Annotated in this window: 12 protein-coding genes and 1 pseudogene; 8 read left to right on the forward strand and 5 right to left on the reverse strand. The window is 67.7% G+C overall.

All coding sequences use genetic code 11. The features are described from left to right. Positions 1-48: 48 nt before the first annotated feature. Together ACQEUX_RS03820 and ACQEUX_RS03825 are read right to left on the reverse strand one after the other, a co-directional pair. A complete protein-coding gene (locus ACQEUX_RS03820; protein ID WP_433041127.1) occupies positions 49-783 on the reverse strand; it encodes an SMI1/KNR4 family protein in 735 nt (244 codons plus the stop codon). 64 nt (positions 784-847) lie between these two features. Beyond that, positions 848-1483 (reverse strand): hypothetical protein, encoded by a 636-nt coding sequence (locus ACQEUX_RS03825; RefSeq protein ID WP_433041130.1) that lies wholly within the window; start codon positions 1481-1483, stop codon positions 848-850. Positions 1484-1650: 167 nt separating this feature from the next. On the opposite strand from ACQEUX_RS03825, the pseudogene ACQEUX_RS03830 reads away from it, so the two are divergent. Both ACQEUX_RS03830 and ACQEUX_RS03835 read left to right on the forward strand, forming a co-directional pair. Then, positions 1651-1806: pseudogene (locus ACQEUX_RS03830) on the forward strand (VOC family protein); the annotation flags it as partial. A 119-nt stretch (positions 1807-1925) separates the two neighbouring features. Next, positions 1926-2516, forward strand: a complete 591-nt coding sequence (locus tag ACQEUX_RS03835) for a DinB family protein (RefSeq protein ID WP_433041133.1) — start codon at positions 1926-1928, stop codon at positions 2514-2516. A 274-nt stretch (positions 2517-2790) separates the two neighbouring features. Here the strand turns inward: ACQEUX_RS03835 and ACQEUX_RS03840 are convergent, their stop codons facing one another. Continuing rightward, on the reverse strand, positions 2791-3912 hold the full coding sequence (locus ACQEUX_RS03840) for an NAD(P)-dependent alcohol dehydrogenase (RefSeq protein ID WP_433041136.1): 1122 nt from the start codon (positions 3910-3912) through the stop codon (positions 2791-2793). A 426-nt stretch (positions 3913-4338) separates the two neighbouring features. Between ACQEUX_RS03840 and ACQEUX_RS03845 the strand changes: the two genes are divergently transcribed. Both ACQEUX_RS03845 and ACQEUX_RS03850 read left to right on the forward strand, forming a co-directional pair. Beyond that, positions 4339-5403, forward strand: coding sequence for an MBL fold metallo-hydrolase (locus ACQEUX_RS03845; RefSeq protein WP_433041139.1), 1065 nt, complete (start codon positions 4339-4341; stop codon positions 5401-5403). A gap of 131 nt (positions 5404-5534) precedes the next feature. After that, positions 5535-6947, forward strand: a complete 1413-nt coding sequence (locus tag ACQEUX_RS03850) for an MFS transporter (protein ID WP_433041142.1) — start codon at positions 5535-5537, stop codon at positions 6945-6947. Between the two features lie 12 nt (positions 6948-6959). Here the strand turns inward: ACQEUX_RS03850 and ACQEUX_RS03855 are convergent, their stop codons facing one another. Next, positions 6960-7487: a MarR family winged helix-turn-helix transcriptional regulator gene (locus tag ACQEUX_RS03855; RefSeq protein ID WP_433041145.1), complete on the reverse strand. Its 528-nt coding sequence runs from the start codon at positions 7485-7487 to the stop codon at positions 6960-6962. 117 nt (positions 7488-7604) lie between these two features. Between ACQEUX_RS03855 and ACQEUX_RS03860 the strand changes: the two genes are divergently transcribed. Further along, positions 7605-9020 (forward strand): aldehyde dehydrogenase family protein, encoded by a 1416-nt coding sequence (locus ACQEUX_RS03860; RefSeq protein ID WP_433041148.1) that lies wholly within the window; start codon positions 7605-7607, stop codon positions 9018-9020. A 151-nt stretch (positions 9021-9171) separates the two neighbouring features. On the opposite strand, the gene ACQEUX_RS03865 is transcribed toward ACQEUX_RS03860, so the two are convergent. After that, entirely contained in the window at positions 9172-10731 is a 1560-nt protein-coding gene (locus ACQEUX_RS03865; protein ID WP_433041151.1) for an alpha/beta hydrolase-fold protein, read from the reverse strand. Between the two features lie 750 nt (positions 10732-11481). On the opposite strand from ACQEUX_RS03865, the gene ACQEUX_RS03870 reads away from it, so the two are divergent. The 3 genes from ACQEUX_RS03870 to ACQEUX_RS03880 are packed head-to-tail and all read left to right on the forward strand — an operon-like array spanning position 11482 to position 13915. Continuing rightward, positions 11482-12273 carry an ABC transporter ATP-binding protein gene (locus ACQEUX_RS03870; protein WP_433041154.1) on the forward strand — a complete coding sequence of 264 codons (792 nt, stop codon included), beginning with the start codon at positions 11482-11484 and terminating at the stop codon, positions 12271-12273. Beyond that, a complete protein-coding gene (locus tag ACQEUX_RS03875) occupies positions 12270-13031 on the forward strand; it encodes an ABC transporter permease (protein WP_433041158.1) in 762 nt (253 codons plus the stop codon). The genes ACQEUX_RS03870 and ACQEUX_RS03875 overlap by 4 nt, the downstream gene beginning before the upstream one ends. Positions 13032-13075: 44 nt before the next feature. Further along, complete coding sequence (locus ACQEUX_RS03880; protein ID WP_433041161.1) at positions 13076-13915, forward strand: MerR family transcriptional regulator; 840 nt, start codon at positions 13076-13078, stop codon at positions 13913-13915. Positions 13916-13953 lie beyond the last annotated feature (38 nt).

Here is a 13953-nt window from a genome sequence, read left to right on the forward strand (position 1 = left end):
GTCCGTGGACTCGACCACTACCCGCGCCCCTGAGCACGCAACATCCCATCATGTGTACGGACTGCGAGGCTGAACGTCCTGGAGCCAGGCTGGACGGACCCCCGACGAGTCCGACGACGAACTGGCCCATTCGCACGCCGGGCCCACCAGATGATCGATCTCCAGGGGCGAGCTGTCCGGATCAGCCCCGAACAGCTTCAGATCCTTGGCGTAGCGGACGAGCAGCTGCGTCCAGGACGGCGCCAGCACGTCCCATGAGGCGCATTCGACATCAACCCGAACCACCTGTCCGGGCGTTCCCCCCGGTGCCGGGTCGAAGTCGAGCAGCCACCGCACGTCGCCGTTCATGTCGCCCACGACCACGGCGCCCGGCGAACCGATGACCGGTCGCACCGGCCCGTTCAGGAAGAGCATCTCCGTGTCGACCAGGTATGCCCAGACCTGAGGGTCGTCCCAGTCCGGCTCCGGATCATGGTTGTCGCGCCACATCCGGGTCATCTCGACGATCTTGGTGGTGTCGCAGAGGTACGTCAGCGGTACCGGGCTGGGATCACGGGGCGGCAGCGTCGGGCCGGGGTTGGTTCCGTTGTGAATGCGGAGACTGGCGCGGAAGTCCTGCGGCAGTCGTACGGCCAAGGCGGCCTCCACCGCATCGACAACCTGTACCGGAGCCGGCCCGTTGAGCTGCCGTAGAGAAGCCGGCAGGACGTGGCTCAGGCCAGCCTCGACCTGCGCCCACGCCTCGGCGACGCGCCTGTCGACGTCCGCTCCGATATCAGTCACGACGCAGACTCTAGACATCGCCACCGCAGGCGCCGATGTGTGCGTCTCGCCGTAGGAGTCGGCGTCAGCGCGCGTCGGAGATCGGAAACATGTCGGCGTACGGATCTGGCTCGCCGGTCAACGGGTCCAGTCCCGCGACAAGCCGTCGGCGCTGCTCCCGCCAACTCACGAATGGGGCGGACCGCCCCCACAGCGACGTGTCGCCGAGCGGGCACTTATCGAACTGCGCGAGCATCATCCGGGTGAGGAATGTGACCATGCCGCACTCGAACAGGGCCCAGGGCGACCTTCCCCAGCTGATCTGGCGACGCCACACCACCACCGGCCACCTGTCGGGATCCGGATCCGTCATCAGCCAGGCCATCTCGTTGGCGTTGCACCCGGATCCCCAGGGAAGAACAGCGTTGGCACCGGCGGAAACACCCGGCACGCCACCGTCTTGCTTCCAGAGCATGCGCAGCTGGGGGCTCATGGAGTCGATGTGCACGGATTCCATGGTGGGGACATCGACCGGAATCGGCGGCAGGATGACCAACTCCCCGATGTCACCCACGCCGTAGGTGTCCAGCAGTGACATGTAGTCACTCGGCAGCTTGGTGCCCAACGCCGATTCGGCTGACGCCCAGTCAATCTGCTCCAAGCCTCGATGATCTACCGGAACAAGCCTGAGCAGAGCCTCCACATCAGGGTGAACACCCATGACCGAAGCCTCCTTGGGATCGACGGGCGCCCACTCTACTGGTCATCCGACACGACTGCGGATCCGCACCGCATGACCAGTCCACCGCAGCCGGTCCTCAAGCGCACCCACAACGACTCCTACGATCGACTGATGGCGTCGGTCAAGCAGTTCCAAGTCACCTTTGACTGGTGGGTGAGGAGCGCCTGGCCGCACTTGAGGCCGAATACGCACGACTGGTCGCGCTCGGCGCGGTACGCGGGCGACTACTGCTTGCCGATGGCGACAACGAGTCGTGCCTCGTGATGCAGGACATCGAGGGCAACGAGTTCTGTCTCGACTGAGCGGCCGTCCGTACCCGACGCCTGCGATGAGGGCGGCCATGGCGGGGGTGTGATCCTCGAACCGCCCTCTGACAGTTGCTGCTGGAGGCCGGGCCCGCGCCTAAGGGAGACTGGCGGGCATGGCTGACTTAGACGATGCGAAGGCGGCGCTACGCCACTACCTCCAGGCGGCTCGCGAAGACCTGATCTGGAAGCTCGACGGGCTCAGCGAACGCGACGCCAGACTGCCTCGCACCGCGACCGGCAACAACCTGCTGGGGCTCCTCAAGCACTGCCTCAATGTCGAAGCCGGTTACTTCGGGCCCACCTTCGGGCGCGAGTTTCCGACGCCTGAGGAACTGGTCCCCATGCAGGCGTTCGACGAGGACCCGCAGGCAGATTGGTACGCGGGAGAGGACGAGACGAAGGATGGGCTGATCGACCTGTATCGCCGTGTCGGGGTGTTCGCGGACCAGACGATCGACCAACTACCGCTCGACGCGCCGGGGCAGGTGCCGTGGTGGCGGCCAGGCGCACAGGCCGTGACGCTGCACAGGATCATCATCCACGTGACCTGCGACCTCGCCCGTCACGCCGGTCACGCCGACATCATGCGCGAGCAGCACGACACGGCGATCGGCCTGCGGCGGGAGAACACCAACATCCCCGACGACTACGACTGGCCGGCGTACGTCGCCAAACTGACGAAGCTGGCTGACAGCTTCGGATAACCGCCCGGTCCCGTCCTTGGAGCAGCGGGACGCATCGGGCACCCGAGTCAGGCAGGTGGCGGCGGATCAGGGAGGCGCGCGGCGAGTTCCGGCAGAGTTCGGCCGCACGCACTCCCGGCCGTCGGCCGACCACGCTCGCGCCGAACTCGTCCGCCTCCTCCGCGACGACTCGCGTCCCCCTCCGGTCGGTGGACTGTGGTTCCGAGTCTTGCCACGATGAACCTCGGCGGCGCCGGACCAGCCAATCGGGTAGCCCTTCAGAGGGCCGTGCCGGCTAGCCGCGGGAGTGCGCTCCGGAATCCGCGATACGCAGCACTGGCTTGATGACCTCCCCGCTCGCCGCCGCGGCGAAGGCGGCCTCGATGTCGTCGAAGTCGTAGAACCGGACCAGTCGCTCGATCGGGAAGCGGCCGGACCGGTAGAACTCGGCGAGCCGGGGGATCAGCACCTGCGGGATCGCGTCGCCCTGGACGATGCCGGTGACGGTCTTGCCGAAGGCGAGCTTCGCGGCAGGCACGGTGTTGTCCGTTCCGCCGGCAACGAGACCGACGCGGCCCAGCGGCCGCAGCGCGGTGACCGCGTGGTCGAGCATGTCGCCGCGTCCGGTCGTGTCGAGCACGTAGCCGACGCCGCCGCGGGTGATCTCCTGGATCGCCTCCGCCACGTCGACCTGCGTCGCGTCGACCGTGTGGGTGGCGCCCAGCTCCCTGGCCAGAGCCAGGCGCTGCGCGTTCACGTCGACCGCGATGATCGTTGCGGCGCCCGCGAGTCGTGCCGCCATCAGCGCGCCGAACCCGACGGCGCCGACACCGAAGATCGCGACCGTTTCCCCCGCGGGTACGGCGAAGGAGTTGAGCACCGCCCCGGCGCCGGTCTGTAGGCCGCAGCCGAGCGGGCCGAGCAACTCCAGCGGCAGGTCCTGGTCGACCTTGACGGTGTTGCGTTGCGTCGTCAGGGCGTGGGTGGCGAACGATGACTGCCCGAAGAAGTGCCCGGAGACCTGCCCGGCCTCGTCGCTCGTTCGGCGGAGGCCGCGGGTGCCGTCAAGGCGCGTGCCGGAGAAGTTCGCGGGCAGGGCCTTGGCGCAGTACGCCGGGTGCCCGGACAGGCATTGCGGGCATTGGCCGCAGGCCTGGTAGGACAGCACGACGTGGTCGCCGGGGCGCAGCTCGGTGACGGCGGAGCCGACCCGCTCGACGATGCCGGCACCTTCGTGGCCCAGCACCATCGGCAGCGGCGCCGGAGTGTGCCCGTTGCGGACGTGGGCGTCGGTCTGGCAGATGCCGGTCGCGACGATCCGCACCAGCACCTCATCGTCGCGGGGCTCGTCGAGTTCGAGGTCCTCGATGGCGAACGGCTGCCCGGGCCCCGTGGCCACGGCTGCTCGGATCTTCATGACATGTCCTTCTCTCCGACGAACGTCCCGAACAGCAGCTCGTGACCGTAATCGGGCTCGCCCGTCTCGTCAGTTCTGCGGTAGTCGAACCTCACGTAGTCTAAGCCGCAAAACTTTTGCCTGGCAACCAGTTGGTCGATCAACCTAGTCACGCCAGGCGTGCTGGCCCGACGCGCAGAGACGCAGGTCACCACCGAGGCCACTGGACGCGTTGCCCAGCAGATGTATTGTTCGACAAACGATAGGCCGAGCAACGTTCTTCGGGATCATCGGCGGCGCCGGGTGACCCAGCAGACATCTGTGGACCTGCTCATGCAACCGCAGGTCAACGGCTCGATCTGTCGCCGGACGGTGCACACGCATCGCCCAATGCCCGGCAAGCCCGCGGCAGGCAAGGCCGCGTGCACAACCAAAGGAAGGCAAGACATGGCGAGCAAGTACGGCGACTTCTACCCGAGCAAGTGGGGCTTCCCGAAGGCCGTGGTCGAGGGGAACGCTCCGTCGCCGAACCAGTTCATGCCCGACTACCTCAACGACCCGTCCTTCTACGAGAAGGGCTGGCACGCCGAGAACGTCGGCGACGGCGGCAACTTCTTCTGGGTAACCAGCCCGGCAGGGTACGACGCCGGCTTCGTGGTGACGGGCGACGGCGTGATCGTGATCGACGCCCCGCCGGGACTGGGCGAGAACCTGCAGGCGGCGGTGCGGTCAGTGACCAAGGAGCCCATCACGCACCTGGTCTACAGCCACTGGCACTCCGACCACATCGGCTCGGCGTCCCAGTTCGGCCCCAAGGTGAAGATCATCGCGCACGACATCACCCGCGAGTTGTTGGCCCGTTTCCCGGACAAGTACCGTCCGCTGCCGACCGAGACGTTTAGCAAGGACGCGACCCTTGAGGTGGGCGGCACCAAGCTGGAGCTGTCCTACAAGGGTGCCGACCACTGCCCGGGCAACATCTACATCTACGGGCCCGCGCAGAAGGTCCTCACGAAGATCGACATCGTGAGCCCCGGATCGGTGACGTTCGCGCACGCGGACGTGTCGGAGAACATCAGCGGGTTCTACCAGGCCCACGACGACATTCTGTCGTACGACTTCAAGGCCCTGATTGGTGGTCACATCTCCCGTTGGGGCACCCGCGAGGACGTGGAGGTCGTGCGTGAGTACTGGCACGACCTGCTGACCTTCTCCGAGGAGGCGCTGTGGGAGCTGAGCAACGCGGAGGCGTTGCAGGGGTTCGTCGTGGGTCTCGGCCGGGAGAACCAGATGGTTGGCGCCGAGAACTGGATCAACTCGATCGCCAACTACGCCACCGAGAAGACCCTCACCAAGACCACCTCCAACGGCCAGACCTGGCCTGAGCGCCTGGCCGGCGCCACGGTGTGGACCAAGTACCACGCCTGGACCGTCGCGGAGACCACCCGCACCGAGCGGACTCACCACGGCTACCAGGCGGAGGGCAACGACGGCCCGGCGTACATCGCCTGATCCGACCCTCTCCGGAAGGACTGCGGCGCTCGCCGGCCATTGAGCAGGCATGCCGCGGATCCTCCCAGCGGGCCGGTGCCGCACGGCACCGGCCCGCTGGGTTCCACCCGCTCACCCCGATTGGCCGCACCATGCCACGCCTCGCCCCCCGTATCCCGAACCCGCGCGTCATCCTGGCGGTGGTCCTGCTCGCCGTCTTCTCGTTCGCGCTGCTCCAGTCGCTGATCAACCCGGTGCTGCCGGCACTGCAGGAAGAGTTGGACACCACACCGACGCTGATCACCTGGGTCATGACCGCGTTCCTGCTGTCGGCGTCGGTCTTCACGCCGGTGGTCGGCCGGCTCGGCGACCGCTACGGCAAGGACCGCCTGCTCGTCGTCTCCCTCGCGGCGCTGGCTGTGGGCTCGATGCTCTCAGCGCTGGCGCCCGGCATCGGACTCATGCTCGCGGGGCGTGTGGTGCAGGGCGTCGGTGGCGGTGTGCTGCCGCTGGCCTTCGGCATCATCCACGACGAGATCCCGAAGGAGAAGGCTCCGAACGTCATCGGGGTCGCGGCCGCCCTCGCGGCGGTCGGCGGCGGCGTGGGTGTCCTCCTGGCTGGACCGCTGACCGACGCTTTCGGCCTGCGGTCGCTGTTCTGGATCCCGGCGGTGTTGACCGTGGCCGCCGCGGCGGCGGCACGGGTCGTCGTGCCGGCCTCGCGCTCGCGCAACCCCAAGCCCATCAGCTGGCTGGCCACCGTGCTCCTGGCCGGTTGGCTGGTCGCGCTGTTGGTCCCGCTCAGCCAGGCCACTCGCTGGGGCTGGGGCTCGCCCGTCGTGATCGGGCTGCTCGCGGCGGCGGTGCTGCTCGCGATCGGCTGGTTCACTGTCGAGAAGCGCTCGGACCGGCCGCTGGTCGACATGCGGATGATGCGCCTGCCCGCCGTGTGGACCACCAACCTCGTCTCGCTGTTGTTCGGCATCGGCCTGTTCGCTGTCATGACCTTCCTGCCGGTCCTCGTGCAGACGCCGCCCGAGGCCGGGTACGGCTTCGGGGCCAGCGTCACCCAGGCCGGCCTCATGCTGCTGCCGATGACGGTGACCATGTTCGTGGCCGGGCTCGCCTCGGCACCGCTCGTCCGCCACTTCGGCGCCCGACTGGTGCTCGTCGCCGCGTCGGCGCTGAACGCCGCCGCGATCACCCTGCTCGCCTTCGGACACGACAGCCGCTGGTTGGTGCCGTTCGCGCTCGCGCTGCTGGGGGTGTCGCTCGGGATCGGGTTCTCCACGATGTCGAACGTCATCGTGGCCGCGGTCCGTCCCGACCAGACGGGCGTGGCCAACGGCGTCACCGCCAACGTGCGCACCATCGGCGGGTCGCTCGGCGTGGCGCTGATGACAGCGATCGTCAGCGCGCACACCCCCGGCGCCGGACCGCCCGCGGAGGCGGGTTACACGTACGGCTTCGCGGTCCTCGGTATTGCTGGTATAGCCGCGCTCGCGGTCGCCACACTGCTGCCCCGGCCGGGCGGCGCACAGTCGACGGCGCCAGCCAGCAGCTGAGGTGGCGAACGATCAGGTCGCCGGGGCCGCCTCGTCGAGAACGCTCTTCACGGCGATGCACGGGTCGGTGCCCGGCGCCATGCTGACGATCGCCTCGGCGGCGCGCTCGGCCGTGTCGCGGAATGCGGCACGCTGCTTTGGCGGCAGCCCACCGAGCACGTGGTCCTCGGCGTGGGTGACCCGCTCCTCGGCCTCGGCGAGCGCCTGTCGGCCGCGATCGGTGGCCACGATGCGGCGGGCGCGGCGGTCGCGGGGGTCGAGCTGCCGTTCGATCAGCCCGGCCGCCTCAAGGTCGTCGATCACGTACGTCAGCACGCTGCGGTCGATCACCAACCGGGTGGCCAGCGCGCCCTGCGTCGGCACGTCCTCATGCACGACCACGGCCAGGATGTGGTAGCCGCGGCTGCCGTGCGGCAGGTCCTTGAGGGCCTCCTCGACGGACTCCTGCCAGCGGCGCAGCACCATGCCCAGCGACCACCCGAAGTTCACACCTCGCTTGCGGTCACCGGTTCGCGGCGAAACATCTCTAGCGGCCGACATGGCCTCCAGCCTACCAGGCGGTGTGTTGGTCACAACATAGGTTGACGAGCAAACGTTTTGTCGCTCATATTTAATGATGACCAACCAAAACTGGTGGCAACCGGAAGGGGCACTGCCGTGCGAACGATCGACAAGGTCTACATCGACGGAAGGTTCGTGACACCTCACGGGGCCGAGCTCGCGCCCCTCTACAACCCGGCGACCGAGCAGCTCATCGGGCAGGTGCGTCTGGCCGACGAGACCGACGCCCATGCGGCGGTCGCCGCGGCCAAGCGCGCCTTCACCACCTTCTCGCACACCACCCGGGAGGAGCGGCTGGCCATCCTGCGCCGCCTGAGCGCCGCGTTCACCGCACGCCTCGACGACCTCACCAACGCCATGATCGAGGAGTACGGCGCCACGCGTACCCTCGTCGAGGCCGGCATGCCCAAGGCGGCCGCCGTGTTCGACGAGGCCGCCGAGGTCGTCGAAAGCTACGAGTTCACCCGGCTCCAGGGGCCCACCACCGTCACGCTCGCGCCGATCGGCGTCGCCGCGGTGATCACACCCTGGAACTACAGCATCGTCTTCGTGGCCCAGAAGGTCGCCAGCGCTATCGCGGCCGGCTGCACCATCGTCGTCAAGCCCAGCGAACTCAGCGCCATCCAGACCCAGGTGATGACCGAGTGTTTCGACGCCGCCGATGTTCCGCCTGGCGTGATCAACATCGTCACCGGCCGTGGCGACGTCGTCGGCGAGGTGCTGACGACCCACCCGGACGTCGCCAAGGTCGGCTTCACCGGCTCCACCGCGGTCGGGCAGCAGATCATGCGCAACGCCGCCGCGACGATGAAGCGGCTGACGCTCGAGCTCGGCGGCAAGAGCCCGAGCATCCTGCTCGACGACGCCGACATCCCTGCCTCCGTCGCCACCGCGCTGACCGCAGGGTTCATGAACAACGGTCAGGCATGCTTCGCCGGAACCCGCATCCTCGCGCCGGAGAGCAGGCTCGACGAGGTCTTCGACGCGATCAAGGCCAACGTCGCCGAGCTGAAGGTCGGCGACCCGGACGACCCGTCCACCGCCGTCGGGCCGCTGGTCAGCCAGAAGCAGTTCGATCGTGTGACCAGCTACATCCGGCTCGGCCAGGAGGAAGGCGCGAAGCTGCTGACCGGTGGCGAGGGTAGGCCCGACGACCTGCGGACCGGCTGGTACGTCAAGCCGACCGTCTTTACCGGTGTGACCAACCAGATGCGCATCGCCCGCGAGGAGATCTTCGGGCCCGTGCTGGTCGTCATCCCCTACGCCGACGAGCGGGAGGCAATCGAGATCGCCAACGACACGCCGTACGGGCTGCAGGCCTACGTCTTCTCGACCGACGCCGAGCGGGCACACCGGGTCGCCGGACAGATCGAGGCGGGCACGGTCCTGATCAACCGGGTCTTCGGCGACCCCGACGCGCCCTTCGGCGGTGTGAAGCAGTCCGGCATCGGCCGTGAGCATGGCGCGTACGGGCTGGAGGGCTTCCTTGAGCCGCGCGCCGTTACCGCCTGAGCGGGTAGGAGGCACCGATGACGGCCTCCCGACGACGGGACCGTGACGTCCGAGGGACTGCGCGACGTATCGCCGCCTCCGGCCCGATCCGGTGCCCGCTCGTTCGTGGTGGGCCGACGACGGACGGTCGCCGGCCCACCATGCCTGCCGACTACCGAACCCGCAGCCGCTGATGGACTGATGCGGTGGGAGCGTAGGTCGGGTCACCGGAGTAGGCGACGTGGACCGGGTACACCCCTGCCGCAAGTTCGGTGGTCGGCAGGTCGATGACGGCCGCGCCGCCGGTCAGCGGAACCACCTGCGTGGTGCCGCCGAAGGTCACCGCGATCTCACCGGTCACCTTCGGTGTCTTCCTGTGCTGGGACTGTGCCCGCACATCGACGGTCAGCTCGAACGTGCCACCACGGACGATCGACGCGGGTGCGGCTTTCGCCTTCACGTCGGCCTGTGCCGTGCCCGGGGGCGTCAGGGTGACCTGGGCTGAGCTTGCCTTGGTCGGGTCGACCACCGACGTCGCCACGACGGTGAGCGACGACGCGGTCTCGGCAGCGGCGACCGAGAGCAGGCCCTCCGGGGAGATGGTCGTGCCCGCCGACGTCGCCCCGTTGACCGACCACGTCACCGCCGGGCTCACACCTTCGTTGGTCGCCACCTGAGCGCTGAACTGCCTGACCCAGTTCCAGCCCTTCGTCAGGTTCACAGCCGCGGGCGACACCGACACGGAGTCGACTCCGGACCACAGGTGGTCCCTGGCGAAGATGGTGAACAGCTGGCTCGCCGTCATCCCGTCGTGCGCGCCGGGGACCTGGGTCGTCTCGGCGGTGAACCCTTGAGCCCGGAAGTTGTTCGCGATGGCGTTCTGGGCGTTGAGGTTGCCCTCGAAGACACCATTGCCGAGGAACACGAGGAGGTCATCGTCCCCGATCGCGTTCGCGATGGTGTCGTAGTCCTGCGCGGTGAGGGACGGATTGCCGGAGAAGTGTCCATAGAACGCGAACGTGGTCGGATAGTTCCTGATGACGACGCCGCCCGTCATCCCGCCGTACGAGAACCCGGCGTAGGCGCGCCCCGCACGCTCGGTCGAGACGTTGTAGTTCGCTTCGATGAGGGGAAGGATCGTCTGGACCAGGTTGTTGGCGGCGTTGGTCTGGTTGTAGGAGGCGAAGCCGAGGCTGGTGCCGGTGAAGTGATTCCCCATGGTGACAACCACCGTGGGCTCGATCTCGCCTCGAGCCGTCATGTTGTCCAGGATGTTGGGGACATTCGCGGGGACCATGAAGTCGGTCTCGTCACCGAAGATGCCGTGGGCGAGATACGCGACCTTGTACGGCTCGGCGCGGTTGGCGTCGTAGTTCGCCGGCAGGTAGACGCCGAGGTAATGGCCGCTGTCGCCCAGGATCGTGGTGTAGGGGACGTACTGGACGGTGCCCCGCTGCGAGCGGTCCGCCATCGGCAACTCGTATTCCGCACGTTCCTTCAGCACCGGGTCGTTCTGCTTCGTGGCGTACGGCACGTACACGGCATCGAGAACGTCGTTGTTCCTGACCCGGAACGAGGACTCGCCCGGGGGGCGAGGGTTCGTCGAGGCGGGATCCCAGATGCGCTTGTTCACCCAACCCTGAGTCGGGTCCCAGACCCGGTACCAGTAGCTGAGGCTGCCGGCGTGCAGCGGAAGCGAAACCGACCAGTAGCCCTTCGAACCCTTGGTCATGTCCCTGAGGAACTCGGTACCTCCAGCGTGGTACCGCCCGGGCTGCCACGCTTCCGGCTGATACCGCGTGGTGCCGGTACCGATGTCGAGCAGAGTCAGGTCCCCGGCAAGGCGGACCTGGGTGGCAGTGGGATTGTGGTAAACGAACGTGACGGTGTATCCGGTCGGTGAATGGCGATCCGTCGTGACGGTCGCGCCCTCCACAACTGCGGGCTTGGCTGCGGCGGCAGCTGGCGCGGACGCGATGGCGCCTGCACCGAGCGACATGATCGCGAGCAACGAGATCGCACGCCTGAGCCTGCGTCTTCCGATCGCCTTTCTCATCCGAGCACACTCCTCTGTGGTCGTTACGTGGCTTGATGTGGCGTCTGGGGAATGACCGGTGCGAGATGCACGCCTGGCCGAGCGCATGCTTCCGTCGGCGCTGCCGGAGGCAGCCGGGAGATGTCTGCGGGACGAGACGCGGTGGGTGGATGGGCTCAGCTAAATCGAATTAGCATGTGGAGTGTGGTCGGGCGCGGCTTCCGATGTCAAGGGCGGTCAGGGCTGCTGCGATCGGGTCGTTCCTGGTCGCGGCATCGATGAGGTCGTGCGGCCGGCGGATCGCGCGTCGGGCGGCTCGGGGCGTTGCTGGCTGGGCGGTGACCCGGCGCGTGAACGCGGGAAGTCGATGGATCCCGACGCGCAGGCGAGTCGGATCTGCCCTGCGGGCTTGACCTTGACGCTACGTCAACCCTCCATGCTGGCGCCATGACGATCCCCATCGATCAGGCCGATCATCCTGCGATACAGGTGCAAGGCTTGGAGAAGTCGTACAAGCAGCTGAAGGTGCTGCGCGGCGTGGACATCGACGTGGCGAGGGGCAGCATCTTCGCCCTGCTCGGCTCAAACGGGGCGGGCAAGACCACGATGGTGAAGATCCTGTCCACGCTGCTCAAGGCCGACACAGGGACTGCCCGGATCAACGGCTTCGACGTCGCGACCCAGGCCGCCGACGTACGTCAGTCCATCAGTCTCACCGGGCAGTTCGCGGCGGTCGACGAAATCCTCAGTGGTCGGGAGAATCTCGTCCTGGTCGCCCGACTGAGGCACCTCAAGGATCCGGGTGTGATCGCGGATGACCTCCTGAGGCGGTTCTCGTTGACCGAGGCGGGCAGCCGGCGGGTGTCGACGTACTCCGGCGGCATGCGTCGTCGTCTGGACATCGCGATGAGTCTCATCGGGAACCCGCCGGTCATCTTCCTCGACGAGCCGACGACCGGGCTCGACCCGGAGGGGCGCATAGAGGTGTGGGAAGCCGTCAGAGAGCTCGCCCAGGGCGGCACCACCGTGCTGCTCACGACTCAGTACCTCGACGAGGCAGAGCAGCTCGCCGACCGGATCGCGATCCTCCACGAGGGCCGGATCATCGTGAACGGCACCCTGAGTGAGCTGAAGCAGCTCCTCCCGCCCGCAGAGGTCGAGTACGTCGAGAAGCAGCCGACCCTCGAGGACGTCTTCCTCACCCTCGTCGGCGCGAAAGCGAAGAAGGAGCAAGGATGAACAGGCACTTCGTCGGCGACACCGCCGTCCTCCTGGGACGATCGCTGCGGCACATCTCCCGCAGCCCCGACACCATCATCACGACCGCGATCATGCCGATCGTCTTCATGCTGCTCTTCGTCTACGTCTTCGGTGGCGCGATCGAGACCGGGGCCGACTCGTATGTGAACTACCTGTTGCCCGGCATCCTGCTCATCACGGTCGCCTCGGGCATCGCCTACACCGCCTTCCGGCTCTTCCTGGACATGCAGGGCGGCATCTTCGAACGGTTCCAGTCCATGCCGATCGCACGATCCTCCGTGCTGTGGGCGCACGTTCTGACCTCGCTGGTCGCCAACCTGATCTCGCTCGTGGTCGTCGTCCTCGTCGCCCTCCTGATGGGCTTCCGCACGGGCGCGAGCGTGCTGGGGTGGCTCGCGGTCGCCGGCATTCTGGTCCTGTTCACCCTGGCGCTGACCTGGATCGCCGTGATCCCCGGCCTCACCGCGAAGTCCGTGGACGGCGCGAGCGCGTTCTCCTACCCGCTCATCTTCCTGCCGTTCGTCAGCTCGGCCTTCGTGCCCACCGAGTCCATGCCCGGCCCGGTACGCGCCTTCGCCGAGCACCAGCCGGTGACCGCCATCGTCAACTCGATCCGAGACCTGTTCACTCAGCAGCCGGTCGGTGCCGACATCTGGAGCGCTCTCGCCTGGTGTATCGGCATCCTCGTCCTCGCCTACTCCTTCGCCACGTTCACCTACCGTCGCCGGATCTCCTGATCGGGCGTCGACCGGTCCGGGCGAGTTGAGGGCAGGATCAGAGCATGCTGACGATCGGTCAACTGGCGGCGTATGCCGGCGTGACGGCGCGGGCGGTGCGGCACTACCACCAGGTCGGCCTCCTGCCCGAGCCACAGCGTGACGCATCGGGTTACCGGCGGTACGGCGCAACGGCAGTCGTGTCCCTCATCAAGATCCGCGCCCTTGCCAACGCCGGCGTGCCGCTGTCTCAGATCGGTCAGATGCTCGAAGCCGACGCGTCGACCTTCGCCGAAGCGGTCCAGAGGATCGACAGCGACCTGCGCGACGAGATCGCACGGCTCCAGACCAGCCGTAAACAGATCGCGCAGCTCGCTGCCGGGGACAGCCTGGCGCTCCCACCGGAGGTGATCGCTTATCTCGATCGGCTTCGGGAGATCGGGGCGTCCGAGCGGCTGGTGAAGGGTGAGCGGGACGGGTGGATCCTGGTCACGGCTCGCTGGCGGGATGTCGTCCCCGAGATCATGACCGCGAAACTCGCGCAGCTCGACGACCCGCAACTCGTTCGGCTGTATGAGGTTTTGTCGGAGATCTTCGACAGCGACGCGGGCGAGGACGCGCGCCTGGAGGAGGCCGCGGACATCGTGGCCGGCCTGGCCGAGCAGGCATATCGGTTCGGCCAGCTCGACCTCGGCGAGGTGGCCTCCGATGACCTGCCGTTCGACCTCCTGGACGCGCTTGCCGTCGAGGCCGACCCGCGAGTGCAACGGCTGCTGGACCTGCTGCGCGAGCGTGGCTGGAACGGGTTGGCCCGGCTGGAACGGCTGGCGGAGCCGCCAGGCGCCGTCTCACCGCCGGGCATCGACGACTCGTGTCGGCAGGGCGCTCCTGATGAGCGCACGTGATCGTGCACGCCAGCCCGGCTCCGTCAGCCTGACCCGGG

The sequence above is a fragment of the Micromonospora sp. CA-259024 genome (assembly GCF_050936255.1).
GTDB lineage: Bacteria > Actinomycetota > Actinomycetes > Mycobacteriales > Micromonosporaceae > Micromonospora.

What these genes read in the sequence shown, in the direction of transcription:
- ACQEUX_RS03825 (WP_433041130.1), bottom strand. Translation starts at nt 1,483, where the DNA reads ATGGGTGTTCACCCTGATGTGGAGGCTCTGCTCAGGCTTGTTCCGGTA.
- ACQEUX_RS03835 (WP_433041133.1), top strand. Translation starts at nt 1,926, where the DNA reads ATGGCTGACTTAGACGATGCGAAGGCGGCGCTACGCCACTACCTCCAG.
- ACQEUX_RS03840 (WP_433041136.1), bottom strand. Translation starts at nt 3,912, where the DNA reads ATGAAGATCCGAGCAGCCGTGGCCACGGGGCCCGGGCAGCCGTTCGCC.
- ACQEUX_RS03845 (WP_433041139.1), top strand. Translation starts at nt 4,339, where the DNA reads ATGGCGAGCAAGTACGGCGACTTCTACCCGAGCAAGTGGGGCTTCCCG.
- ACQEUX_RS03850 (WP_433041142.1), top strand. Translation starts at nt 5,535, where the DNA reads ATGCCACGCCTCGCCCCCCGTATCCCGAACCCGCGCGTCATCCTGGCG.
- ACQEUX_RS03855 (WP_433041145.1), bottom strand. Translation starts at nt 7,487, where the DNA reads ATGTCGGCCGCTAGAGATGTTTCGCCGCGAACCGGTGACCGCAAGCGA.
- ACQEUX_RS03865 (WP_433041151.1), bottom strand. Translation starts at nt 10,731, where the DNA reads ATGACCAAGGGTTCGAAGGGCTACTGGTCGGTTTCGCTTCCGCTGCAC.
- ACQEUX_RS03870 (WP_433041154.1), top strand. Translation starts at nt 11,482, where the DNA reads ATGACGATCCCCATCGATCAGGCCGATCATCCTGCGATACAGGTGCAA.
- ACQEUX_RS03875 (WP_433041158.1), top strand. Translation starts at nt 12,270, where the DNA reads ATGAACAGGCACTTCGTCGGCGACACCGCCGTCCTCCTGGGACGATCG.
- ACQEUX_RS03880 (WP_433041161.1), top strand. Translation starts at nt 13,076, where the DNA reads ATGCTGACGATCGGTCAACTGGCGGCGTATGCCGGCGTGACGGCGCGG.